We start from the raw sequence: 22,521 nt of genomic DNA, 5'->3' as shown, positions 1-22,521 counted from the left end.
AGACGGCGGCGGCGCTCCGGCGGGACGCTCAGAGCCGGTCCGGGCCGTAGGTGCGCCGTGCGCTCGGCACCGTGTGACCGGGGCTGACGGTCTCGACGATGCGGTTCTCGATGATGCCGAGTCCCTGGACCGTCATGGTGACGACGTCACCCACCTGCAGGGGCGGGATCACGAGCTCGCCGCCGGCGCGCGCCCAGCGCTCCGACAGCGCGCCCTGCGAGGCCGTGCCGGTCGCCAGCACGTCGCCCGCGCCGACCCAGGCGTCGCGGGAGGCGTGCACGAGCATCTCCTCGAACGACCACGACATGTTGCGCAGGTTGTCGGCGCCGACGACCTCGCCGTTGATCGCGACCGACATGTCCAGGGCGTAGCGGTCACCCTCGCGGTACTGCTCCAGCTCGTCCGGAGTGGTGAGCCACGGACCGAGCGTGTTGGCGAAGTCCTTGCCCTTCGAAGGACCCAGGCCCACCCGCATCTCCTTGCCCTGGATGTCGCGCGCGCTCCAGTCGTTGAGCAGGCAGAAGCCGGCGATGTGCTCGGCCGCCTCCTCGATCGGCACGTCGCGGACGGTGTCCTTCACGATCATCGCCACCTCGAGCTCGAAGTCGAGCCTCTGCGTGAACGGAGGCATCGGGATGTCGGCGCCGGTCGGCAGCACCGACCACGGGTTCATGAACAGGAACGCCGGGGCCTCGTACCACTGCGGTGGCACGGACCCGTCGCCCGGCTCGCTCTTCTTCATACCCGCGATGTGCGCCTCGAAGACCAGGAAGTCGCGCATGGCGCGCGGCTGCACCGGCACCGCGAACACCGCGTCCTCGATCGGCAGCCTCTGATGGCGGCCGCCGCGCAGGTCCAGGTCGCGCTTGAGGTCTTCCGGACCGTTGAGCAGATCGAGGATCTCCGGGTCGCCCGGCACGTCCTGCAGCTTGCCGTGCTGCACGCGCCCGGTGTGGACGATGCCGTTCGGCCCCACGTGGCGCGCGTACTGCGCCACCTCAGAAGTCCAGCGTCTCGTAGAAGTCGCGCCGGCGGGTCTCGAGCGCGGGGATCGCCCGGCCGAGCGCCCACTGCTCGAAGTGCGGGTAGGTGGCGTGCGCCTTGAAGGCCGCCTCGTCGGTGTACACCTCGAAGATGCGGAAGATGTTCGGCTCCTCCGGGCTCTGATACGCCTGGTAGTAGATGTTGCCGGGCTCCTCGCGGGAGGCGGGCGAGAGCTGCTCGAGCGCGCTGCGCACGGTCTCCTCCTCGCCGGGCTTGGCGATCCAGGTGGCACTGCATACGAAGGCCATGGGGTTTTCCTTTCGGGGCGTCGTCATCGTCGCGGGCTCTGCCCATCGCCTTCACGCTAGGGGCACGGGATGCCGCGGGCCACTGCGCGCGGGCGATGCCTCCCATCGCGCCGGACGCGGTGGGACCCGAGATCGGATTCCTGAACGAGTCCCAGGAGACGCGGCTCGCCGCGGCCATCGTGCTCGCGTTCGACCTCGACCTCCCCCCTCGGCCGATCCGGCCGGTGAGCGCGTCGGCACGTCGGCCATGGCAGCCATCGGCACGGACGATGGACGCGGCCCGCTCCCGCGACGTACGCTCGCGGAGTCCCGCCCACTCGACGAGGAGCACACGCATGGCCATCGCGACGATCAATCCGTTCACCGGGCGGACCGAGCAGGAGTTCGAGCCGCACGACGAGACCGAGGTGGACCGCCGCATCGCCGAGGCCCATGCGGCCTTCGGCGCGCTGCGCGCCACGACGTTCGCGCAGCGCGCGGAGTGGATGCGCGCGGCCGCACGGCTGCTCGAGGCCGACGCCCCGCAGCTCGCCCGGATCATCACGATCGAGATGGGCCGGCCGATCAAGGCCGCACGGGCCGAGGTCCTCAAGTGCGCGAAGGGCCTGCGCTACTACGCCGACCACGCCGAGGAGTTCCTCGCGCCCCAGCCGCTCGCCGACCCGTCCGCGGTCGGAGCGTCCTCGGCCGGCACCCGCTACGCGCCGATCGGGGTCGTGCTGGCCGTCATGCCGTGGAACTACCCGCTGTGGCAGGTGCTGCGCTTCGCCGGTCCGGCGCTCATGGCCGGCAACACAGGACTGCTCAAGCACGCCTCGAACGTGCCGCAGGCCGCCCTCTATCTCGGCACCCTGTTCGAGCGGGCGGGCTTCCCCGTCGGCGCCTTCCACACCCTGCTGATCCCCGCCGCCGACGTGGAGCGGGTGCTGCGCGACCCGCGCGTGAAGGCGGCCACGCTCACCGGCTCGGAGCCGGCGGGCCGGTCGCTCGCCGCGATCGCCGGCTCCGAGGTGAAGCACGTCGTGCTCGAGCTCGGAGGCTCGGACCCCTTCGTCGTGATGGCCAGCGCGGATGTCGCCAGGGCGGCGTCCGTCGCGGTCACGGCGCGCAACCAGAACAACGGCCAGTCGTGCATCGCGGCCAAGCGGTTCATCGTCCACACCGACGTGTACGACGAGTTCACCCGCCTGTTCACCGCGGGCGTCGCCGCACTCGCGGTCGGGGACCCGCTCGAGGAGACCACCGATGTGGGGCCCGTCGCCACCGAGTCCGGCCGCGACGAGCTGGAGGGACAGGTCGCGGATGCCGTCGCGAAGGGTGCGACGGTGCTCACCGGCGGCGTCGTCCCCGACCGCGACGGCTGGTTCTACGAGCCGACGGTGCTGGCCGACGTGACCCCAGGGATGCGCCTGTTCCTCGAGGAGGCGTTCGGCCCGGTCGCCACGGTGTACCGCGTCGGGGACCGCGAGGAGGCGGCACGGATCGCGAACGGCACGACGTTCGGGCTCAGCTCCTCGGTGTGGACGACCGACGCCGAGGAGGAGGACTGGTTCGTGCGCAACCTCGACGTGGGCGCCGTGTTCGTCAACGGCATGACCGCCTCGTATCCGGAGCTCCCCTTCGGCGGCGTGAAGGACTCCGGCGTCGGCCGCGAGCTGGCCGCCGCCGGCATCCGCGAGTTCTGCAACCTGCAGACGGTCTGGAAGGCCTGACCGGGCACGGCGCAGGGCAACGGTCACTCGTGCCGGACGGCGATCTGCTCGGGCTCGAGCTGGACGGCCCAGCCCTCGATCGTGCCCGCGTTCTCGTACTCCTCGATCTGCAGGATCTGACGGCCCCGCTCGACGGTCTGCTCCATGGGGGAGGTGACGAACGCGTGCACGTTCAGCCACGCCGACTCCTCGTACGCGACGCCGTCGAGGACGAGCACGTTCGCGTCCACCACGGCGCGGGCGACGACGGCGGCGCGGGGCGAGACCGTGGTCACCGCACGCGCGCCGTTGACCTTGTTGGCGGCGACGACGCCGGCGTTCGCCTCGTCGACGACGAGCACGCCGAAGGCGTCGACGCCGGCGTCCTGGTCCTCGACGACCACGCGCCCGACGCGCACCGCGAAGACCGGGTAGTCGTCGCCCGGGTCGATCCCGTCCGCGCCGTGCCAGACGACGTCGAAGCCGCCCTCGACGGCCCGCGCCTGGAGCGCCCTGCCGAGGTCGTAGCCGCCGTGGTCGGCGGCGAAGTGGATGCGTGTCATCTCTGACCTCCGTGTCGAGAGCGTGCGGATCCGGCTCAGACCGGAGGGGCGACGAACAGTCCCTTGTCGATGTCGTTGAACGACTCGCGCGCGACGAGCTCGCTCATCTCCTGCGCGGTGCCCCACTGGTCCTGGGTGGACAGCCGGCTGATGTCGTGCCGGTTCGCGACCCACGCGTCGTCGTCGACCATCGAGAGCTCGGTCGTGTACTCGATCGTGTTGCCGGAGGGGTCGAGGAAGTAGGCGAACGTGTTGTCGCCGGCGTTGTGGCGCCCCGGTCCCCAGATCATCCGGGTGCCGGCGCGCAGGATCTTGCCGGCGCCGCGCATCCACTCCTCGATGCCGCGCATCTCGAACGACAGGTGGTGCAGCGAGTGATGCGGGCCCGAGGCGACCGCGATCGAGTGATGATTCCGGTTGCAGCGCAGGAAGTGCATCATCTCCACCCCGTCGGGCCGCACGAGCGAGTCGGAGATGGTGAAGTCGAGGTGGTCGACGTACCACTGCACGGTCTGGGCGAGGTCGGCCGAGTTGAACACCATGTGCGAGAGCTTGACCGGGATCGGCTCGCGCTCGCGGATCTTGCGGGGCTCGCGGGTCTGGTAGCCGGTCGCGAACTCGAGCACCCGTCCGTCGCCGTCGAAGACACGGAAGCCGTAGCCGCCGCCGAAGCCGGTGAGCTCCCGGGGATCGTGCACGAACCGGACGTCCTCGGCGTGCAGCTTGTCGGCGAGAGCATGGATGTCGGCGCGGCTGCGCACGCCGAAGCCGGCGAGATCGACACGCTTGTCGTCCCGGCGCAGCCGGAGGATGAACGGCTCGGCGGAGCCTTCCGCGGCCAGATGGCTGAGACCGTCCGAGGCACTCACCTCGGTGAGGCCCCAGTGCTTCACGAAGAAGTCGCGCTCGACCTCGAAGTCGGGGACGGCCAGTGCGCCGTAGCGCAGGTGGGAGACGAGCCGCTCAGTCATCGTCGACCTTTCATCAGGGGATCGTGGGCGCACGGGGCGCGATCACACGAATGTAGGCCGCCCGCCCCCGTCGTCGCCATGGCGCCGCCGGATACCATGCATCTGTGGCGAGCGGCGACCCGGATCTCAATCTCCTCGTCGCCCTCCGCGCCCTGCTCGAGGAGGCGAACGTCACCCGGGCCGGGGAACGGATCGGGGTCGGCCAGTCGACGATGTCGTCGGCGCTGGCGCGGCTGCGCACGCTGTTCCAGGACGAGCTCCTGGTGCGGGTCGGCCGGGACTACGAGCTCACTCCGCTCGCGCGGCAGATGCTGCCCCAGGTGCAGCTCACCCTTCCGATCATCGCGCAGGCCCTGGGCCAGGAGGTTCCGTTCGATCCCGCGACCACGCGACGCGCCTTCACCATCCAGATCTCCGACTACGGGGCGATCGAGCTCCGGCCGCTGTTCGGCATGGCGACGGCGGCGGCACCGGGCATCCGGTTCGACGTCCTCCGGCTGCCGCCCGAGCCCACGGAGGCCGAGCGCGATCTGCTCGCTCACGACTTCATCGTCGCGACGCCCGGGATCGGCATCGAGGTCGAGAGCATGGAGCTGTTCCGCGACGAGTACGTCGTGATCGCCGACCGGGACAACCCCGTCGTCGCCCGGGGCGAGATCGGCATCGACGACCTCCTGGCGAGCCCCTTCATCCGGTGCGACTTCGGGCGGGCCCACATGACTCCCGCCGAGCGCCGCATGCACGAGCTCGATCTGCGTCCGCGCGTGCGGGTGACGACCTCGACCCTGCTCTCGATCCCGCTGATCGTCCGCGGCACCGACCTGGTCGGGGTCGTGCCCCGGCGTCTGGTCGAGCTCAACTCCGCCGTCACGGAGACCGTGGCCGTCCCGACGCCCTTCCCGACGATCGAGCTCATCCAGCGGCTGTGGTGGCATCCGGCGCACTCCCCGGACGCCGGGCACTCATGGTTCCGCGAGTTCGCCGCCGGGTTCGTCGCGGCGGGATCGGCTCCCGCCTGAGGCCCAGATAGCTGGCATCGCGCTCGACGATTGGTGAGACCCCCTTCGCCGACATAGCGTCATCGCTGGGATGCGAGGCCGCGTCCGGGAATGGGATGCGAAGCCGCGTCCCGGAAAGCAGGAGACGAGGATGTCGGTTCGGAACGTGCTCATCGTCGGCGGTGGATTCACCGGGCTGACGACAGCGATCGCGCTCGCGCAGCGCGGGGTGGCGGTCACCCTCGTCGACCGCACGAAGGAGTGGGCGCGCGTCGGCCACGGGCTGACGATCCAGGGCAACGCACTACGCGTGTTCAAGGAGATCGGCGTCATCGACGACGTGCTCGCGGTCGGTCAGGCAGAGAACGCGGTCACCCTGTACTTCGCCGACGGGCGGGTCATGGCAGAGCTGCCGACCCCGCGCACCGGCGGCGACGACCTGCCCGCGACGATCGGCGCGCTGCGTCCCGATCTGCACGAGATCCTCGTCGCCAAAGCCGAGTCGCTCGGGGTGGAGATCCGCCTCGGCCGTGAGCTGATCTCGTACGAGGCCGGCCCCGAGTCGGCGACCTCGGTGCTCTCCGACGGCACGACCGAGACCTGGGACGTGATCGTCGTCGCCGAGGGCATCAAGTCGCCGACCCGGCCGAAGCTCGGCATCGCGGAGGATCGCGCACCGAGCGGCCTGGGCATCTGGCGCGCGGTCACCTCCCGGCTGCCCGGGATGACCGGCGGCATCGCCTACCCGTCCGACGACAGCGGCGCCTACAAGGTCGGCTACACGCCGGTCAGCGCCGACCAGTGCTATGTCTTCGTGCTGTGCCCGCCGGTGCGCCCCGACAACGGACTCGAGGGGTGGCAGGAGGTCAAGCGGCTCATGGCGGACTTCCACGGCGAGTTCGACCATCTGCGGGAGTCGATCACCGAGGACACATTCCTGAACTTCCAGGAGATCGAGTGGATCTTCGTGGAGGGTCCGTGGCATCGGGGCCGCGTCGTCGCGCTCGGCGAGGTCGTGCACGCAGTGCCGCCGCTGATCGCACAGGGCGCCGCGCAATGCGTGGAGGACTCGCTGCTGTTCGCCGAGCACGTGACCGCGGAGGGGGACTGGGAGACGCAGCTCGCCGAGTTCTACGCGCGTCGTCTCCCCCGCATCAAGGGCGTGGTCGACGCGTCGCTGCAGCTCGCCGACTGGGAGCTGCACCCGGGAACGCCGGATGCCGATCCCGGCCGGGTGATGGGCCGGGCCCTCATGGCACTGGTTCCGGCGCCATGAGCGGGCTCCGCCCGCTCTCCGTGCCCCGCCGTGTGGTGACGGGGCACGACGCCGACGGCGTGTCGGTTGTCGTCTCCGACGGCCTCGTACCCGTGCACCGGTTCATGCCGCAGGATGGCGTCGGCTTCTACGAGGTGTGGCAGACCGAGGGCGCCCCCGCCCCGATCGTCCCCGACGAGGGCGATCCCACGGTCGGCTCGATCCGTGTGCCCCCGCCCGCGCGGGGCACCAAGATCCGCGTCAACGAGTTCTTCCCCGGCCACGTCGGCCCGGAGGGCCGCCAGTCGCCCGTGCACCGCACCCGGTCGGTGGACTACGGCATCGTGCTGGAGGGGGAGATCGTGCTGATCCTCGACGACAGCGAGGTGACGCTGAGGGCGGGCGACATCGCCATCCAGCGCGGCACGGATCACGCCTGGGCCAACCGCACCGACCACGTGTGCCGCGTGGCCTTCGTCCTCATCGACGGCGAGTTCGCACGGGAGCTGCTCGACGTGCTCCCCGACGACGTCCACGCCGCGCTCATGACCCACGGTCCGCACGACGGCCCCGGCGGCGCAGACGCCGAGAACGGGGCATCCGGATGATGCGCGTCGACCACGTCGGCCTGTCGGTGCGCGACCTCGACGCGCAGCGGGACTGGTATCAGAAGGCCTTCGGCCTCGATTCGGCGAAAGCCTTCGAGATCCCGCCCGTCGGGCTGCGCGGGGTGTTCCTGCTCGGCCCGGACGACATCGCGATCGAGCTGCTGGAGCGGAAGGGCTCGACCCACCGCACACCGGCCACGACGCCGTCCGACGAGCTGCTCGCGCAGGGCTGGGGGCACCTCTGCTTCCGTGTCACGGATGTGGATGCGGTCGTCGACCGACTCGCCGCCGCCGGTGCGACGGTCGTCACGACGCCGGCCCCCTCGCCCGAGCCCGGCGTGCGCTTCGCCTTCGTCACCGACCCCGAGGGCAACTTCATCGAGCTGATCGACCGCGAAGGCCCGGTGAGCGCATGAGCGGGGTGCGGCTGCCGGGGCTCGACGGCAGCCTGTTCGTCGTCACCGGCGCCGCGGGCGGCCAGGGCGCCGAGGAGGCACTGCTGCTCGCGGCGAACGGGGCGGATGTCGTCGCCGCCGACGTGCGCGACGACGCCCCGGAGCTGCTCGCCGCAGCCGCGAGGCTGCCCGGAACCGTGACCTACCGCCGTCTCGATGTGACCGACGAATCCGGCTGGGGCGCGCTCGCGGACTCGTTCGACGAGAGGACGGTGAAGGGCCTCGTCAACAACGCCGGGGTCACCCAGCGCACCCGCATCGGCGACGTGGTCCGCGCCGACTGGGACCGCGTGCTCGCCATCAACGTCACGGGTGCGATGCTCGGCATCCAGGCCCTCCTGCCGCTCATGGGCGAGGGCTCGTCGATCGTGAACATCGGGTCCGCGGCGGGCGTGACCGGTCACTACACGGCCGCCTACACGACCAGCAAGTGGGCCATCCGCGGGCTGTCCCACTCGTGCGCCACCGAGCTCGGGCCCCGCGGCATCCGGGTCAACCTCGTGCACCCCGGCTACATCCGCACCGAGATGACCGCGAGCGCCCCGAGCACGTTCCTCGACGCGAACGTCGCCATCGCTCCGCTGCACCGCGGCGGCGAGCCGGAGGAGGTCGCGAACGTGGTCGTCTTCCTGCTGTCGGATGCCGCGTCCTACGTCACCGGCGCCGAGGTCGGCGTCGACGGCGGCCAGTTCCTCTCGGGCGTCGCGACGTTCCTCTCCGATGCCGTCCGCGCCCAGCTCCCCTAGGAGATCCCATGTACATGTACTTCCCCACCAACTACGTCTGGAGCATGGCGGTCGTCGCGTCGCTCAACAACGGCGGTTTCATCGACGACGTCGACAAGGCGTCGCGGCCGGTGCTCGAGGCCTCCCAGCACGGCGACGACGTCGGCACCGAGCTGCTGTACGGCTCATGGCAGGCCGTGGCCGACCGGCTGCTGACCGCCGCCCGGGAGGCGCAGGCGCGAGGCTGGCGGCTGGGCGCATCCGACAAGTACTACCGCGCGGCGCTGTACACCTCGCAGGCGGAGCGGCTGCAGTCGCCGAAGTGGGAGGGTCGCAGGGCCGCGTACCAGAAGTCGATCGACCTGCTGCTCGCGCACGTCGAGCTCGGCGACGTGCCGCTGACCCCCGTGGACATCCCCTACGCGGGCGACGACGCGCCCGAAGGCTCCGCCCTGCCCGGCTACTTCTACCGCGCTCCCGGTGACGGCCCGCGCCCGCTCGTGGTGATGTGGAACGGCCTGGACTCCACCAAGGAGATGATGTACACCTCCGGGTTCCCGCAGCAGCTGGCCAGGCGCGGCATCTCGACGCTGATGATGGACCCGCCCGGATCCGGCGAGGCGCTGCGCATGCGCGACCTGCACGCCCGCTACGACACCGAGGTGTGGGCCGCGTCCACCCTCGACTGGGTCGAGGAGAACGCCGCCGGCCTGAACGTCGACCCGAGCCGCGTGGGTCTGGTCGGCTGGTCGCTGGGCGGCTACTACGTGCCGCGGGCGACGGCGTTCGACAAGCGCATCGCGCTCGCGGTCGCGTGGGGCGCGAACTACGACTGGGCCGCCGTGCAGGAGGCCCGACGCCGCCGGGAGGGCGAGAACCCGGTGCCGCACTACTGGGATCACGTCTACTGGGTCTTCGGCGCCTCCGACGAGGCCGACTTCATCGAGAAGACGAAGAACATGCGCCTGGAGGGCGTCGTCGAGAAGATCACCGTGCCGTTCCTGGTCACCCACGGCGAGGCCGACCGGCAGATCCCGGTGCAGTACGCGTACGACGAGTACGAGGCCGCGGTGAACTCCCCCAAGCGCGAGCTGCGGATCTTCACCCGGGATGAGGGCGGCGCCGAGCACATCGGCATCGACAACATGGCCTACGTCGGCGAGTTCACCGCCGACTGGATCGCCGAGACCTTCGCCGAGCAGGCCTGAGCCGGGAGCGGCCGCGCGCCGTTCCCGGTGGACGCGGGCGGCCGAGCGGCCGGGGCGTCGGCGGGGTCGGCCCGTGACCGCTCTCGCGCACGGGGGCGGTCGGTCAGCCGGCCCGCACCGCGCGGGAACGGCGCGAGGAGATGCACATGGCCACCGCCGCCGCGGCGAGCGCGGCACCGCCGCCGACGACGAGCGTCACCTGGAAGCCCGCGAGGGCGGGCACCGAGTGGCCGGAGACGCTCCCGGCGAACGCCGCGAGCACAGCCCCGATGAGCGCCGCGGCGGCGCTCGTGCCGACCGAGCGGACCAGCGTGTTGAACGCGTTGGCCGCGGCGGTCTCATGAGCGTCGACCCCGCCCATGACGAGCATCGGGATCGCGCCGTAGGCGAGGCCGATGCCGGCGCTGATCACGATGGTCGCCGCAACCAGCCCCCAGACCGAGGAGATGGTCAGCAGCGCCACCCCGTATCCGGCGGCCACGACGAGCGCCCCGGCCACGAGTGTCGTCTTCGGCCCGCGCCACGCGGTCAGTCGCGCCCCGAACGGGGAGACCACCATCATCGTCACGCCGCTCGGCACGAGCCACAGCGCCATCTGGAGCATGGACTGACCCATCCCGTATCCGGTCTCGGCCGGCAGCTGCATCAGCTGCGGGATCGCCAGCGACTGGGCGTACATGGAGAAGCCGACGAGGAACGAGGCGACGTTGGTGATCGCGACGGTGCCGGTGCCCACGCGCCGCAGATCGACCAGCGGCGATCGGGCGCGCAGCTGCTGCAGGATCCACGAGCCCAGCAACATCGCGGCCACCAGCAGACAGCCGACCGTCCGCCCGTTCGACCAGCCCCAGTCCGCGCCCTTCGAGACGGCCAGCAGGAGGCTCACGAGGGAGGCCGCCAGCAGCACCGCGCCGATCAGGTCGAATCGCTGCCCGCGACGGCCCGGCGCATCCGCGGGGACGAGGCAGCACACGAGGACCAGGACCGCCACGGCCAGTCCCGCGAACGTCCAGAACATGCCGCGCCAGCTCGAGTACTCGGCGATCGCCGCGGCGACCGGGAGTGCGATGGCGCCGCCGATGCCCATCGACGCGCTCATCATCGCGACGGCCGAACCCACGCGCTCGGGCGGCAGGACCTCGCGCAGCAGGCTCATCCCGAGCGGGATGACCCCCATCCCGAGTCCTTGCAGGGCACGTCCGACGATCAGAGGCACGAGGGATCCGGCGAGCGCGCAGATCACGGAGCCGGCGATAAGCGGCAGCAGGCTGAGGAGGATCATCCGGCGCTTGCCGAACATGTCGCCCAGCCTCCCGACCGCCGGCACGACGGCCGCCGATGCGAGAAGGGTCGCGGTCACCGCCCACGCGGTGTCGTCGGCGGATGCTCCCAGGAGGGCGGGGAGGCGCCCGATGAGCGGCACGATGAGCGTCTGCATGCCGGCCGCGATCACCCCGGTGGCGGCAAGGACCAGCACGACGAGACGGATCCGTCCGGCGGACAGGGACGAGGGCGGTGCGGCGGGCTGCAGGGTCGCGGGCGGCGTGGCGGTGGTCATGGATGGGTGGTCCTCTCGGTCTGCGCGGGTCGGCTGCGGCGGGGCCGCGGCGGCGGTCCAGACGATCCTCGCCAGTCGCGCCCCGCGCCGAATCGCCCCGGCGGACCGCCACGACTACGTCAGTCGCAGTACGACGAACGGATCGGCCGCTCAGGCCAGCAGCCGGCTGGCCCGACCGGCGGCTTCGTGCAGCTCGTCGTGCTCCCGGTCGATCAGCGGGGTCACCCGTGCGAGACTGCGGCGGCGCACCGTCCCCTGCGAGAGGAAGGCGCCCATCCACGACAGGAGCCCGGCGGCGCCGAGCACGATCGAGAGCGCGAGAAGCCCCCCGATCACGCTGAGGACCGCGGCGGCGAGCAGGGCTGCGCCGACGACGCCCAGCGGGACGGCGACGCACACGACGGCGACCGTCGTGTGCCGCTCCAGCCGGGCGATCGCCGCGAGGCTGCGCTCGGCCGTGCGCTGCAGCTCCTGCACGAGCTCGCGATTGCGGATGCTGCGGTCGCGCTTCAGTGTGAGCGCGACGACCCCCGAGTGCATCCCCGGGGTCGCCGACGGCGGGCGGAACGGGTCGGGGGGCTCTGCGTTCTCGCCGATCCAGCCGAAGCCGCGGTAGGTGTCCCGATAGAGCGCCCCGAGGCTCCGGGGCGCCTTCACCGACAGGTACTCGTACGCGACGTACGAGCCGCCGCCCCTCTCGGGAGCCGTGGACGGGATCTGGTCGGTGGTCATGTCTGTGCTCCGGGAAGCGAGGTCGGATGCGGGCGGATCGAGGTCGAGCCCTGTGATCTCCTCGATGGTCCTCCCGCAGGAGGCCGGGAGAGTCGTCCAGCGAGCGCGCGCGACCTACTGCATCGGGAGTAGGTCGCGCCCGCGAGGGCGCGCGGAGGGCCGCCGCGATGACAGGATCGACACCGTGACGGCGACCGCGCAGACTCCGCTCCGACCTCGTCCCGTCTGGGAGCGGGTGCCGCGAGCGCTCGCACTGACGTCACTGGGGGTGATCGCGGTCGCCCTCGTCGTGAACACCGTGACCCTCGCCGTCTCGGGCTCCCCGCCGCTCGCCTACGTCTGCATCGTGCTGTCTGCCACGGGCGTGGCCGCGGGGCTGCGCCATCCCTATGCCGGTCTGATCCCGGTCGCGGCCGCCGCGCCGATGGCCGTCGTGGCATCGGTCCCCTCCACCGGGATCTGGTCGATCGCCTGCTTCTTCGTCTTCCTCATCGCGCTGCGCGGGTCCTCCGCGCTGATCGCCGGCGGCGTCGTGGCGGTCTCGAACCTCGCCGCCGCAGGCTGGGAGGCCGCCGCGATCGACGCGAACGTGGCCGTGAGCGCCTCCGTCGCGGCGTTCGCCGCCGTCATGGGTGCGGCGATCGGCAGCGCGATCCGCGACAATGCGAGCTACCGCCGAGAAGTGGAGCAGCGCGCGCACGAGGCCGAGCTCACCCACGCGACGGCCGTAGAACGCGGGGTGGCGCAGGAGCGGCTTCGCATCGCCCGCGACCTGCACGACAGCGTGGGTCACCAGGTGGCGGTGGTCAACATGCGTCTGGGCGCGGCGGAGGTCCACCTGCCCCCCGGCGCGGACGCCGCGCGTGCCGACCTCGTCGCCGCGCGCGCCGCGGCGCAGGCCGTGCTGCGCGAGACGCAGCAGATCCTGAGCGTGCTGCGCGTCGGCGACGATCCCGCGCGCTCCGAGCACGCCTACCACTCGGTCGCGGAGCTCGTGGAGAGGTGGCGCGACGCCGGGATGCAGATCGAGGACACGATCGCCGAGCCCCCTCCCGACATCTCGCCGCAGGCCGCCGCTGCCGTCTTCCGCATCGTGCAGGAGTCGCTGACCAACGCGCAGAAGCACGGCGAGGGAACGGTGTCGCTGACCGTGGAGCGCACGGAGGACGAGATCCGCATCCAGGTCGTGAACATGCGCAGTCGACAGACAGCGGACCCGCAGTCGACCGGGGGGAACGGGCTGGTCGGCATGCGCGAGCGCGCCGAGTCCGCCGGCGGCGGATTGGATGTCAGGATCGACGGGAGGCTGTTCTGGCTCGACGCCGTCGTTCCCGTGTCAGCGGCCCGCGGCCGATGACGGCCGACGAAGGATGCGAGATCTCTCCCTCGGGGAGACGTCGCGTCAGAAGGGAGGAGCTCATGGTCACCGTGATGCTGGTCGACGATCAGGAGATGATCCGGGCGGGGCTTCGCGTCATCCTCGGCGCGCACCCCGAGATCGAGGTGGTCGCGGAGGCCGCCGAGGGGATCACGGCGCTCGATCTGCTGGAGCGCACTCCGGTCGACGTCGTGCTGCTCGATCTGAACATGCCCGGCATCGACGGCGTGGAGACCACGCGCCGCATCCGCGCACGGCACGGGTCGGCCTCTCCGCGCGTTCTCGTGCTGACGACCTTCGACCAGGACGAGAACGTCCTCAAGGCGCTGCGTGCCGGTGCGGACGGCTTCTTCAGCAAGGGTGCGAGCCCCGCCGAGCTCACGGAGGGCGTCCTGCGGATCGCGGGCGGGGAGAACGCCCTGTCGCCGACGGCGGTCGGCGCACTGGTGGATCATCTCCACGACGCACCGGAGCCGCCGCCGGCGGACCCCGACAAGCAGGCGCTGTTCGCCCAGCTGACGCCGCGCGAGCTGGAAGTGGTCCGGCTGGTCGTCGAGGGTCTCGACAACGCCGAGATCGGTCGCCGGATCTTCATCTCGCCGTTCACGGTGAAGACCCACGCCAACCGGGCCATGACGAAGGTGTCCGCGCGGGATCGCGCGCACCTGGTCTCCCTCGCCGTGCAAGCCGGCATCCGCCCCTGACCCGAAAGTCTCCCCGGAGTGGGGAGATTTCGCTTCCTTCGTCGGTCGTCAGCGACCCCGGCCGCTGACCCGAAAGTCTCGTCTTCCCGGTCCCTGAGCGAGGAGCACAGCTCCGAGACGAAGGGACGCGGTGTGCCCGTTCCGGTGGGGCGCTTCGTCTCGCTGCGCTCGCGGTCGCTGACGCGCTCGTCCGGACGCAGTACGCGCGGCGATCCGGCAGGACGATCCCGATCGCGCCGCGTCTTGCGAGGCTGAGGGCACACCAGCCGCGGAGCAGCCCGGATGCACGATCGCAAGGAGCAGCCATGTCCACTCGCACGAAGATCATCGGAACCGGAGTCGCCGCCGCCGTGCTGGCGACGGTGGGCGTCGTCATCGCACGCCGGAGCCGATGACCACCACCCGCGGCGACACCGTCGAGAGCACGGTGACGACGCGGCGGGGCATCGGCGGCGGCGGCGCGGCGCGGCGCGGGCGACCGGGCTCGCGTCGCGTCGCCGTGCGCCTGAGGGACGCCGGTCGCCGCAACGTCTACTTCTCCGCCGCCGCCATCCCCGGGCACCTCGCCATGGCGGGCTGGAAGGGCGGCCTGATGCTGATCGCCCCTTCGCTGTTCATCCTGGGGAACGTGGTCTTCACGCTGGGCCTGGTCGGGGTGAAGACGCTCATCGTGGCGTCGGACCGCCGCGACCGGCGCGGCTCGGCCACCGCCGCGAAGAGGGCGTACCGCTGCGGCGGGGCCCTCCTCGTCGTGCTCGCGGCGATCTACATCGCGTGCTGCATCCCGTATCCGGGCGGCTCGAAGGCCACGGACGAATACGATCCCGTGGTCGCGATCGCGATCGCGGCGGTGACCTTCGTCGAGCTCGGCTTCTCCGTGCACGGGCTCGTCTCGTCCCGGAAGCGGAAGGACCTGCTGATGGAGCTCAACAAGCTGGGAAATCTCGCCGCCTCCCTGATCCTGCTCGTGCTGACCCAGACCGCGCTGCTGTCGATGGCCTCGGAGGCCGACCACACGTTCTCCAACGCCCTGTGCGGGCTCGCCATGGGCTCGGCGGTCGCGCTGATCGGCGTCTACATGCTGGTCCACCGTCTTCCCGGGCCCGCGACGGATCCGACACCACGACCGCTGCCATGACACGACATCGTGCCGGGGCCGCCGCGCGGCGGGCGCGTCTGCACGCCGCCGCGCGCGTGTCACGGGCTGCGGCGCACGTCCCCTGGGCGGCGACCCGCCCGCCACGGACCGGAGCGCACGTTCCCCGGCGGGGAGCGGCCGTGACCGCCCGCAGCGACGCCGACACGCCGGCCTGGGTCCGCCGTCTCCGCGCGGACCTCGGCACGCTCGCCCTGCTCGTGCTCCTCGGTCTCCTCCCCACGGCGGTCGGCGTGGGCATCGTCGCCCTCACAGCCCTCTTCTGACTCGAAAGTCTCCGCTCTCGGTCCCTGAGCGAGGAGCGCAAGCTCCGAGACGAAGGGCAGCGACCGGGCTTTCGCCACCTCACGCAAGCAGGGACGCGGGGAAGCTGATGCGTCCTCAGTCGTCGGATGAACGGCGGGCGGGGCCCTCGTCGTGCCTCAGCAGGCGACATCCGCCCCACGGATCCGACGACTGGTGAGTCACCCCTGGTCGCCGACGGGCGACCCTACTGCATCCGGTCTACGGCGGACGCTCCATCCGGACGACGCGCCCTCCGGACGCCGGGAGGATGCTGGGCTCATCGGCGGATCCATCGCCCACGGGGGCATCGGATCCCACCCCAGAGAGGAGACCGGAAGATGACCGAGAACGAGGAGTCCACCCGCGACGACGTCGCCACCCGCATCCAGGCGCACGAGGAGTCGATGAAGCAGAGGCTCGACGCGCACACGGCGCGCAGCGAGGAGCGGTTCGCCGCGGCCGTCGGCAAGACCTCGGACGCGATCGGCCGAGCGGCGACGTTCACGAAGGACCACACGCCGGACGCGGTCGGCCGCCGCGTCGAGGACATCGCCTCCCGCGCCCAGACCGCCCTCGCGGCGGACGAGCCCGAGCGGCCCTGACGGACGAGACGCCCCGCGCGACGACCCGACCTCGGGCGTCACGCGGGGCATCATCGTACGTCCCGTCGCCAACGGGGCGGAGCCGGCCGGAGCCGGTCAGTGCGTCAGGAACAGCTTGCCGGCGGCGATCGCCATCCCGACGGCGGCGATGCCGAGGCCGAGCCACAGCGCGGCCAGTCGCGACCCGTCGGGGAACAGGTGCCGGGCGATCGGCCCCATCAGCGCCAGCCGCAGCACCACGACGCCCGAGGCGATGAGCTGCGCCACGAGCGGCGTATAGGACCCCAGCACTCCCCCGATCAGACAGATCGTCGGGGCGATGGCGCTCGTCGCGATCGGGACGACGTCCCGCAGCTCCTGCCGCACGTGACGCCACGGCTCCTCCGGTCGCCGGCCCACCAGCGCGCCCACCGAATGGGCGAGCAGGTGCGCGCAGAGCGTCGTCAGCGCGGTGACCAGCACGATCGCCATGCCGGTGCCGTCCTCGATGTCGTGCGCGCTGAGCGCGACGACCGCCGCGAGCACCAGCACGTTGCCGTAGACGAACGCCGACATGCGGTTGCGGGCGCGATCGGTCGGCACGGGCGGGCGCCGGTAGCGGCCGCCGAACCGTCCGCGCCGCGCCGCAGGCTCGGACCCGGACCCCGACTCGGTGCCGCCCGCCGTGGGAGACGCCTCGGCACCGGGGAGCGGATGGACCCCGGTGCCGGGGTCGGCGTGGAGGGCGCCCCTCACCGCCGGCTCACCGGGCGCGAAGCGCACGCTGGAGTGCGGCGGCGTCTCCCAGCGAGACCTGGAGGGTGCCGGGCACACGGATCGCGTCGCGGTCGTAGACGACCGGGCCGACGATGGACTCTGCGGCCAGGCGACGCGGCACGCGGTGGGTTGCGGAGGTCATGTCTCATCCCTGTTCTTCGGAGGATCCGCCCCCTGCTCGGGGACGGTCCCATCGTCTCCGCTCCACCGGCCCCGTGTCGTGGTCCAGGCGGACGGGCTCGGCTACTGCGTGCGGACGACATGATCCGCCCGCGGATCGCGGGCGGATCGGTCACCGCATCCTGAGCTCCGCGTCGATCGCCGCCGTCGCCGCCAGCAACGCGGGCACGTACTCGTCGGTGAGACGTTCGACGGTGTCGCGGGTGGCGCTGGTGGACACGTTGACCGCGGCGACCACGGCTCCGTCCCGGCCGTGGAGGGGGGCCGCGACCGAGCGCAGCCCATCCTCCAGCTCCCCGTCGACGAGCGCCCAGCCCTGCTCCCTCACCCGGCTCAGCTCCGTGCGGAGCGCGGCGGGACCGGTGAGAGTCCGGTCGGTGAGGTGCTCGCGGGCGGATGCGGCGAGCACCTCGTCGCGCTCCGCCTCCGGGAGCCCGGCCAGCAGCACCCGGCCCATGCTCGTCGCGGAGGCGGGGAAGCGGGTGCCGATCGTGATGCGCACGCTCATGATGCGGCGGATCGGCACGCGTGCGACGTACACGATGTCGGTGCCGTCGAGCACGGCCGCCGACACGCTCTCGTCGACCGCGCGGGACAGTCGCTCGAGGTGCGGTTGCACGAGCTCGGGCAGCGACAGCGCCGACAGATAGCTGAAGCCCAGCTCCAGCACGCGCGGGGTGAGCGAGAACCGCCGCCCGTCGCTGCGGACGTAGCCGAGGGCCTCGAGCGTGTGCAGGAATCGGCGGGCCGCGGCCCGCGGGAGATCGGCGCGGCGGGCGACGTCGCTGAGCGACAGACCGGGGTTCTCCGCATCGAACGCCCGGATGACGGCGAGCCCGCGCGCGAACGACTGCACGAACTCGCCCGACGCGGGCTCCCTCTCGGATCGTTCGTTCACGATCCCATCCTCTCCTGCCCGGTGCCGCCGCTTCCGGGCGCCCGTGCGAATGCACAACGGCGGGGACCGTGGGCGACACGCCGGGCACGCCCGGGCACGACCTGCGCATCCGGCCGGATCTCCGCCGTTGTGCCGCGCATGCGCCGGACCAGGCGATCAGCGCTCCAGGACCACCGCGAGTCCCTGACCGACGCCGATGCAGATCGCGGCGACCGCGACCCCGCCGCCGCGCCGGGCCAGCTCGTGCGCGGCATGGCCGAGGATGCGGCCGCCCGAGGCCCCCAGCGGATGCCCGATCGCGAGCGCGCCGCCGTGGATGTTGACTCTCTCCGGATCGAGCTCGGGCCAGCCGGCGATGCAGGCGAGCGACTGCGACGCGAACGCCTCGTTCAGCTCGACGACGTCGACGTCGGCCCAGGTCTTCCCGGCGCGGGCCAGCGCCTTGTTGGCGGCCTCGATCGGCGCGATCGGGAACTGGTCGGGGTCGACGCCGTGGGCGGCCCGGCCCGCGATGCGCGCCAGCGGCTCGCCCGGCAGAGCACCCTCCGCCCCGATCAACACGGCGGAGGCCCCGTCGTTGATGGGCGAGGAGTTCCCGGCGGTGACGGTGCCGGCGCCGTCCGAGGCGAACAGGGCCTTCAGCCCGGCGAGCTTCTCGACCGAGGTGTCGTCGCGGATGCCCTCGTCACGCGACAGCTCGACGCCCGGCACCTGGACGATCTCGGGGGCGTAGACGCCGTCGGCCCATGCCCTCGCCGCGAGCCGGTGCGAGCGCACCGCGAACTCGTCCTGCGCCTCGCGGGAGATGCCCCACTCTCCGGCGATCTTCTCCGCCGACTCGCCGTTGGAGATCGTCCACTGCGCGGGCAGCCTCCGGTTGGTCATGCGCCAGCCGATCGCGGTGTTCCACAGCGTCTGATTGCCGACGGCGGGCCACGGCTTCGGCGACTTCTCGACGATGAACGGGGCGCGGCTCATGGACTCCACGCCGCCGGCCAGCACGATGTCGGCGTCCCCGGTCTCGACCGCGCGCGCCGCCTGGATCACCGCCTCGAGCGACGACGAGCACAGCCGGTTGACGGTCACGCCGGTCACGCTCGTGGGGAACCCGGCGAGAAGTGCGCCGAACCGCGCCACGTCGCGGTTGTCCTCGCCGGCCTGGTTCGCGTCGCCGAAGATCACGTCGGAGATGGCGGCCGGGTCGACCCCGGCGCGCTCCACGACGGCCTTCATCACGACGGCGGCGAGGTCGTCGGGCCGTACGCCCGCGAGGGCGCCGGCGGCACGGCCGAAGGGTGTGCGGACGGCGTCGTACACAAAGGATGCGGTCATGGTTCAGTTCCCTTCCGTCGCACCGAGTGCGAGCCCGGTGAGCTCGCGCAGCTCATCGATCGTGTTGTCGCCGAACAGCTCGCGGACGACGAATGCGCCGTCCGCGACGTCGAACACGGCGTGATCGGTGTACACGCGCGAGACGCAGCCGACGCCGGTGAGCGGGTAGGTGCAGGCGGCGACCAGCTTCGACTCCCCCTGCTTGGTGAGCAGGTCCGTCATCACGTACACGTCCTTCGCGCCGATCGCGAGGTCCATCGCGCCGCCGACGGCCGGGATCGCGCCCGGTGCCCCGGTCGACCAGTTCGCCAGGTCCCCGGTCTGCGACACCTGGAAGGCCCCCAGCACGCACACGTCGAGGTGGCCGCCGCGCATCATCGCGAAGGAGTCGGCGTGGTGGAAGTACGCCGCTCCGGGCAGCGCGGTCACCGCCTGCTTGCCGGCGTTGATGAGATCGGGATCGACCAGCCCGGGCTCGGGGGCGGGCCCCATCCCCAGCAGGCCGTTCTCGGTGTGGAGGATGATCTCCTCGTCCGCCGGCAGGAAGTTGGCCACGAGGGTGGGCGCGCCGATCCCGAGGTTCACGTAGGAGCCCTCGGGGATGTCGGCGGCGATGCGGCGCGCGAGGTCGTCGCGCGAGATGCGGGTGGTCATCGGTTCTCCTCCTCGAGCGCGCGGCCCTCCAGGTCGACGCCGCCGACGAACACGTCGTCGCGCAGCCACGGCCGCTCCCCCACGGCCACGACGCGGTCGACGAACAGGCCGGGCGTCACGACGGTCTCGGGGTCGATGTCGCCCAGCGGCACGACCTCGTCGACCTGCGCGATCGTCGTCGCGGCGGCGGTCGCCATGATGGGCCCGAAGTTGCGGGCGGTCTCGCGGAACACGAGATTGCCCCAGCGGTCGCCCTTGCGCGCGCTGATGAGCGCGAAGTCCGCGGTGATCGGGTACTCCAGCACGTACCGACGGCCGCCGATCTCGCGCGCCTCCTTGCCCTCGGCCAGCTGAGTGCCGACACCGGTGGGAGAGAAGAACGCGCCGATGCCGGCGCCTGCGGCCCGGATGCGCTCGGCGAGGTTGCCCTGCGGCACGAGCTCCAGCTCGATCTCGCCCGCCCGGTACAGCCCGTCGAACACCCAGGAGTCGCTCTGCCGCGGGAACGAGCAGATGATCTTGCGCACCCGCTTCGCCGCGAGCAGCGCCGCCAGACCGGTGTCGCCGTTGCCGGCGTTGTTGTTCACGATCGTGAGGTCGCTCGCCCCGTGGGCGATCAGGGCGTCGATGAGCTCGACGGGCTGACCGGCGCGGCCGAAGCCGCCGATCATGACGGTGGCGCCGTCCGCGATGCCCGCGACGGCTGCCTCGACGTTCGGAACGGTCTTGTCGATCACGTATCCTCCTTCGGGTGTTCGCATTGCGAACGTACGTGCGTATTGTGAACAAGGATAACGCGCGAATGCGATCGTCCGCCACCCGCAGAATCCGCGCGCGACACCGCGCCGTCCGTCACCTTCCGACACAGACCCGGCGACCCGCCGCCGAGCGCCGCTATGCTCGCCACGGCTCGTGAATCGGAAGCCTCCGCCTTGAGCACCGTCGACCCGATCGTGCACCGGATGCGCGATCGTGATCCCACCGTCGCCGGGGCGAGAGCCGATGACACATCGTCACGAGGAGGAAATCGATGTCCGCCATCGCCACGACCACCTCGGGGAGCCTGCCCCGAAGCCGTGCCCTGATCGACGCGAACGCCGCGCGCGAGTTCGAGGAGGACGGCTTCACTCTGCGCAGCACGCCCGAGTTCGAGAGCCTCGTCGCCACCGCCGTCGGCGACGTCGTCGAACACCAGCGCGAGGCGGGCATCACGCTCGTCGGCGACGGCGAGTACGGCAAGGCCATGTCGAACGCCCTCGACTACGGCGCGTGGTGGTCGTACTCGTTCCAGCGCGTGGCCGGCCTCTCGCTCACCGACACCGACCTGTTCACACAGCCGTTCGCGGTCTCGGTCCCGGGGCGCATCGAGTTGACCTCGTTCCTCGACCGCCGCGACCGGCAGCTCTTCCCCGCCGTCTACGCCGACCCCCACAGCGGCGCCTTCACCGGCAGGACCGCGACCGCGTTCCCCACGACGACCGGGCCGCTCGTCTACCGCGGGCAGGATGCGGTGGCCGCCGACATCCGGCATCTGCGCGACGCCCTCCGCCCGGGCGAGCAGGGCTTCCTCACGGCGATCTCGCCCGGCAGCGGCTCGCGGGTGTGGAACGAGCACTACGCGACCGAGGAGGAGCACATCCACGCCTGGGCCGACGCGCTGCGCGAGGAGTACAAGTCGATCACCGACGCCGGTCTCGTCCTGCAGATCGACGACCCCTCACTCGCCGAGAACTGGGACCAGATCAGCCCCGAGCCGACCGTCGCCGACTACCGGACGTTCACCCGCATCCGGGTCGAGGCGCTGAACCACGCGCTCGATGGGCTGCCGAAGGAGCTCGTGCGCCTGCACGTGTGCTGGGGCTCGTGGCACGGCCCGCACGTCACCGACATCCCGATCTCCGACATCCTGCCCGTCGTGCTCGAGGCGAACGTCGGCTCGATCTCGTTCGAGGCCGGGAACGTGCGCCACGAGCACGAGTGGACCGCATGGCAGGATGCGGCGGCCGCCGGGACGATCCCCGACGATCTCGTGCTGGTCCCCGGCGTGGTCAGCCACGCGACGAACGTCGTCGAGCACCCCGACCTCGTCGCGCAGCGCATCGGCCGCTTCGCCGGCATCGTGGGCGCCGACCGGGTGATCGCCTCGACCGACTGCGGCCTCGGCGGCCGGATCCACCCCGACATCGCCTGGGCCAAGCTCGACGCGCTCGGCGAGGGCGCACGGCGCGCCTCGGCGTAGCCGGGCATCCAGCTCACCCGTCGCCGTCAGCGGGTGGAGAACGCGGCGTCGAAGGACGCGTCGGGACGTCTCCACAACAGCGACCGCACGAACTCCACCGCCTCGGCCGCCCCGTGCAGACGATCCATCCCGGCATCCTCCCACTCGATCGAGATCGGCCCCGCATACCCGATCGCATCGAGCGCACGGAACGCATCCTCCCACGGCACATCACCGTGACCCGTGGAGACGAAATCCCACCCCCGCCGCGGATCCCCCCACGGCAGATGAGAGCCCAACAC

Annotated in this window: 26 protein-coding genes; 13 read left to right on the top strand and 13 right to left on the bottom strand. The window is 71.7% G+C overall.

Annotation, left to right across the window (positions count from 1 at the left end; genetic code table 11):
- Positions 1 to 28: 28 nt before the first annotated feature.
- Together GVL03_RS13320 and GVL03_RS13315 are read right to left on the bottom strand one after the other, a co-directional pair.
- Positions 29 to 997 carry a fumarylacetoacetate hydrolase family protein gene (locus GVL03_RS13320; protein WP_200847178.1) on the bottom strand — a complete coding sequence of 323 codons (969 nt, stop codon included), beginning with the start codon at positions 995 to 997 and terminating at the stop codon, positions 29 to 31.
- 1 nt (position 998) lies between these two features.
- Positions 999 to 1,292, bottom strand: a complete 294-nt coding sequence (locus tag GVL03_RS13315; protein ID WP_159501493.1) for a putative quinol monooxygenase — start codon at positions 1,290 to 1,292, stop codon at positions 999 to 1,001.
- Between the two features lie 335 nt (positions 1,293 to 1,627).
- Here GVL03_RS13315 and GVL03_RS13310 point away from each other — a divergent pair, with 335 nt between their 5' ends.
- Positions 1,628 to 3,004, top strand: a complete 1,377-nt coding sequence (locus GVL03_RS13310) for an NADP-dependent succinic semialdehyde dehydrogenase (protein ID WP_159501492.1) — start codon at positions 1,628 to 1,630, stop codon at positions 3,002 to 3,004.
- Positions 3,005 to 3,027: 23 nt separating this feature from the next.
- Here the strand turns inward: GVL03_RS13310 and GVL03_RS13305 are convergent, their stop codons facing one another.
- Complete coding sequence (locus GVL03_RS13305) at positions 3,028 to 3,546, bottom strand: RpiB/LacA/LacB family sugar-phosphate isomerase (RefSeq protein ID WP_159501491.1); 519 nt, start codon at positions 3,544 to 3,546, stop codon at positions 3,028 to 3,030.
- A gap of 35 nt (positions 3,547 to 3,581) precedes the next feature.
- The gene (locus GVL03_RS13300; protein WP_159501490.1) at positions 3,582 to 4,517 is read right to left on the bottom strand and encodes a VOC family protein; all 936 of its coding nucleotides are present in this window, start codon (positions 4,515 to 4,517) and stop codon (positions 3,582 to 3,584) included.
- Between the two features lie 104 nt (positions 4,518 to 4,621).
- Here GVL03_RS13300 and GVL03_RS13295 point away from each other — a divergent pair, with 104 nt between their 5' ends.
- The 6 genes from GVL03_RS13295 to GVL03_RS13270 all read left to right on the top strand — a co-directional run bounded on the left by GVL03_RS13295 (position 4,622) and on the right by GVL03_RS13270 (position 9,766).
- Positions 4,622 to 5,536: a LysR family transcriptional regulator gene (locus tag GVL03_RS13295; protein WP_159501489.1), complete on the top strand. Its 915-nt coding sequence runs from the start codon at positions 4,622 to 4,624 to the stop codon at positions 5,534 to 5,536.
- Between the two features lie 70 nt (positions 5,537 to 5,606).
- Positions 5,607 to 6,791 (top strand): FAD-dependent oxidoreductase, encoded by a 1,185-nt coding sequence (locus GVL03_RS13290; RefSeq protein WP_306770340.1) that lies wholly within the window; start codon positions 5,607 to 5,609, stop codon positions 6,789 to 6,791.
- Positions 6,788 to 7,378: a cupin domain-containing protein gene (locus GVL03_RS13285; protein ID WP_159501487.1), complete on the top strand. Its 591-nt coding sequence runs from the start codon at positions 6,788 to 6,790 to the stop codon at positions 7,376 to 7,378. Before GVL03_RS13290 ends, GVL03_RS13285 begins: the two co-directional genes overlap by 4 nt.
- Positions 7,375 to 7,794, top strand: a complete 420-nt coding sequence (locus tag GVL03_RS13280) for a VOC family protein (protein WP_159501486.1) — start codon at positions 7,375 to 7,377, stop codon at positions 7,792 to 7,794. Before GVL03_RS13285 ends, GVL03_RS13280 begins: the two co-directional genes overlap by 4 nt.
- Positions 7,791 to 8,579: an SDR family NAD(P)-dependent oxidoreductase gene (locus GVL03_RS13275; protein ID WP_159501485.1), complete on the top strand. Its 789-nt coding sequence runs from the start codon at positions 7,791 to 7,793 to the stop codon at positions 8,577 to 8,579. Before GVL03_RS13280 ends, GVL03_RS13275 begins: the two co-directional genes overlap by 4 nt.
- A gap of 8 nt (positions 8,580 to 8,587) precedes the next feature.
- The gene (locus GVL03_RS13270) at positions 8,588 to 9,766 is read left to right on the top strand and encodes a S9 family peptidase (RefSeq protein ID WP_159501484.1); all 1,179 of its coding nucleotides are present in this window, start codon (positions 8,588 to 8,590) and stop codon (positions 9,764 to 9,766) included.
- Between the two features lie 103 nt (positions 9,767 to 9,869).
- Here GVL03_RS13270 and GVL03_RS13265 read toward each other — a convergent pair whose 3' ends face one another.
- Entirely contained in the window at positions 9,870 to 11,324 is a 1,455-nt protein-coding gene (locus GVL03_RS13265) for an MFS transporter (RefSeq protein WP_159501483.1), read from the bottom strand.
- Positions 11,325 to 11,474: 150 nt separating this feature from the next.
- Positions 11,475 to 12,056, bottom strand: a complete 582-nt coding sequence (locus GVL03_RS13260; RefSeq protein WP_159501482.1) for a hypothetical protein — start codon at positions 12,054 to 12,056, stop codon at positions 11,475 to 11,477.
- 184 nt (positions 12,057 to 12,240) lie between these two features.
- On the opposite strand from GVL03_RS13260, the gene GVL03_RS13255 reads away from it, so the two are divergent.
- The 5 genes from GVL03_RS13255 to GVL03_RS13235 all read left to right on the top strand — a co-directional run bounded on the left by GVL03_RS13255 (position 12,241) and on the right by GVL03_RS13235 (position 16,181).
- Complete coding sequence (locus GVL03_RS13255) at positions 12,241 to 13,413, top strand: sensor histidine kinase (RefSeq protein WP_159501481.1); 1,173 nt, start codon at positions 12,241 to 12,243, stop codon at positions 13,411 to 13,413.
- A gap of 62 nt (positions 13,414 to 13,475) precedes the next feature.
- On the top strand, positions 13,476 to 14,138 hold the full coding sequence (locus tag GVL03_RS13250) for a response regulator transcription factor (RefSeq protein WP_159501480.1): 663 nt from the start codon (positions 13,476 to 13,478) through the stop codon (positions 14,136 to 14,138).
- A 391-nt stretch (positions 14,139 to 14,529) separates the two neighbouring features.
- Entirely contained in the window at positions 14,530 to 15,276 is a 747-nt protein-coding gene (locus GVL03_RS13245) for a hypothetical protein (protein ID WP_159501479.1), read from the top strand.
- Between the two features lie 140 nt (positions 15,277 to 15,416).
- The gene (locus GVL03_RS13240) at positions 15,417 to 15,560 is read left to right on the top strand and encodes a hypothetical protein (RefSeq protein WP_159501478.1); all 144 of its coding nucleotides are present in this window, start codon (positions 15,417 to 15,419) and stop codon (positions 15,558 to 15,560) included.
- Between the two features lie 357 nt (positions 15,561 to 15,917).
- Entirely contained in the window at positions 15,918 to 16,181 is a 264-nt protein-coding gene (locus GVL03_RS13235) for a hypothetical protein (protein WP_159501477.1), read from the top strand.
- Between the two features lie 96 nt (positions 16,182 to 16,277).
- Here the strand turns inward: GVL03_RS13235 and GVL03_RS13230 are convergent, their stop codons facing one another.
- The 6 genes from GVL03_RS13230 to GVL03_RS13205 form a co-directional block, all read right to left on the bottom strand.
- Positions 16,278 to 16,916, bottom strand: a complete 639-nt coding sequence (locus tag GVL03_RS13230) for a hypothetical protein (protein WP_159501476.1) — start codon at positions 16,914 to 16,916, stop codon at positions 16,278 to 16,280.
- 7 nt (positions 16,917 to 16,923) lie between these two features.
- Positions 16,924 to 17,079, bottom strand: coding sequence for a hypothetical protein (locus GVL03_RS13225; protein ID WP_159501475.1), 156 nt, complete (start codon positions 17,077 to 17,079; stop codon positions 16,924 to 16,926).
- Positions 17,080 to 17,229: 150 nt separating this feature from the next.
- Complete coding sequence (locus GVL03_RS13220; protein ID WP_159501474.1) at positions 17,230 to 18,015, bottom strand: IclR family transcriptional regulator C-terminal domain-containing protein; 786 nt, start codon at positions 18,013 to 18,015, stop codon at positions 17,230 to 17,232.
- A 156-nt stretch (positions 18,016 to 18,171) separates the two neighbouring features.
- Positions 18,172 to 19,347 carry a thiolase family protein gene (locus GVL03_RS13215; protein WP_159501473.1) on the bottom strand — a complete coding sequence of 392 codons (1,176 nt, stop codon included), beginning with the start codon at positions 19,345 to 19,347 and terminating at the stop codon, positions 18,172 to 18,174.
- A gap of 3 nt (positions 19,348 to 19,350) precedes the next feature.
- On the bottom strand, positions 19,351 to 20,001 hold the full coding sequence (locus GVL03_RS13210; RefSeq protein WP_159501472.1) for a 3-oxoacid CoA-transferase subunit B: 651 nt from the start codon (positions 19,999 to 20,001) through the stop codon (positions 19,351 to 19,353).
- The gene (locus tag GVL03_RS13205; RefSeq protein WP_159501471.1) at positions 19,998 to 20,738 is read right to left on the bottom strand and encodes a 3-oxoacid CoA-transferase subunit A; all 741 of its coding nucleotides are present in this window, start codon (positions 20,736 to 20,738) and stop codon (positions 19,998 to 20,000) included. Before GVL03_RS13205 ends, GVL03_RS13210 begins: the two co-directional genes overlap by 4 nt.
- Positions 20,739 to 21,031: 293 nt before the next feature.
- Here GVL03_RS13205 and GVL03_RS13200 point away from each other — a divergent pair, with 293 nt between their 5' ends.
- Positions 21,032 to 22,240, top strand: a complete 1,209-nt coding sequence (locus tag GVL03_RS13200) for a cobalamin-independent methionine synthase II family protein (RefSeq protein ID WP_159501470.1) — start codon at positions 21,032 to 21,034, stop codon at positions 22,238 to 22,240.
- A 26-nt stretch (positions 22,241 to 22,266) separates the two neighbouring features.
- Here GVL03_RS13200 and GVL03_RS13195 read toward each other — a convergent pair.
- Positions 22,267 to 22,521: sugar phosphate isomerase/epimerase (locus GVL03_RS13195; protein ID WP_235038162.1), on the bottom strand; the 255-nt coding region annotated here is incomplete at its 5' end.

It is taken from the genome of Microbacterium sp. 18062 (genome assembly GCF_902706225.1).
In the GTDB taxonomy this organism is placed as follows: domain Bacteria; phylum Actinomycetota; class Actinomycetes; order Actinomycetales; family Microbacteriaceae; genus Microbacterium.
Note: the sequence above shows the minus strand (reverse complement) of the source record. Positions and strands in the feature narration are given on the sequence as shown.

Coding starts and splice junctions, on each gene's coding strand:
- GVL03_RS13315 (WP_159501493.1), bottom strand. CDS start 1,292: ATGGCCTTCGTATGCAGTGCCACCTGGATCGCCAAGCCCGGCGAGGAG.
- GVL03_RS13310 (WP_159501492.1), top strand. CDS start 1,628: ATGGCCATCGCGACGATCAATCCGTTCACCGGGCGGACCGAGCAGGAG.
- GVL03_RS13305 (WP_159501491.1), bottom strand. CDS start 3,546: ATGACACGCATCCACTTCGCCGCCGACCACGGCGGCTACGACCTCGGC.
- GVL03_RS13300 (WP_159501490.1), bottom strand. CDS start 4,517: ATGACTGAGCGGCTCGTCTCCCACCTGCGCTACGGCGCACTGGCCGTC.
- GVL03_RS13290 (WP_306770340.1), top strand. CDS start 5,607: ATGCGAGGCCGCGTCCGGGAATGGGATGCGAAGCCGCGTCCCGGAAAG.
- GVL03_RS13285 (WP_159501487.1), top strand. CDS start 6,788: ATGAGCGGGCTCCGCCCGCTCTCCGTGCCCCGCCGTGTGGTGACGGGG.
- GVL03_RS13280 (WP_159501486.1), top strand. CDS start 7,375: ATGATGCGCGTCGACCACGTCGGCCTGTCGGTGCGCGACCTCGACGCG.
- GVL03_RS13275 (WP_159501485.1), top strand. CDS start 7,791: ATGAGCGGGGTGCGGCTGCCGGGGCTCGACGGCAGCCTGTTCGTCGTC.
- GVL03_RS13270 (WP_159501484.1), top strand. CDS start 8,588: ATGTACATGTACTTCCCCACCAACTACGTCTGGAGCATGGCGGTCGTC.
- GVL03_RS13265 (WP_159501483.1), bottom strand. CDS start 11,324: ATGACCACCGCCACGCCGCCCGCGACCCTGCAGCCCGCCGCACCGCCC.
- GVL03_RS13260 (WP_159501482.1), bottom strand. CDS start 12,056: ATGACCACCGACCAGATCCCGTCCACGGCTCCCGAGAGGGGCGGCGGC.
- GVL03_RS13250 (WP_159501480.1), top strand. CDS start 13,476: ATGGTCACCGTGATGCTGGTCGACGATCAGGAGATGATCCGGGCGGGG.
- GVL03_RS13245 (WP_159501479.1), top strand. CDS start 14,530: ATGACCACCACCCGCGGCGACACCGTCGAGAGCACGGTGACGACGCGG.
- GVL03_RS13235 (WP_159501477.1), top strand. CDS start 15,918: ATGACCGAGAACGAGGAGTCCACCCGCGACGACGTCGCCACCCGCATC.
- GVL03_RS13225 (WP_159501475.1), bottom strand. CDS start 17,079: ATGACCTCCGCAACCCACCGCGTGCCGCGTCGCCTGGCCGCAGAGTCC.
- GVL03_RS13215 (WP_159501473.1), bottom strand. CDS start 19,347: ATGACCGCATCCTTTGTGTACGACGCCGTCCGCACACCCTTCGGCCGT.
- GVL03_RS13210 (WP_159501472.1), bottom strand. CDS start 20,001: ATGACCACCCGCATCTCGCGCGACGACCTCGCGCGCCGCATCGCCGCC.
- GVL03_RS13200 (WP_159501470.1), top strand. CDS start 21,032: ATGTCCGCCATCGCCACGACCACCTCGGGGAGCCTGCCCCGAAGCCGT.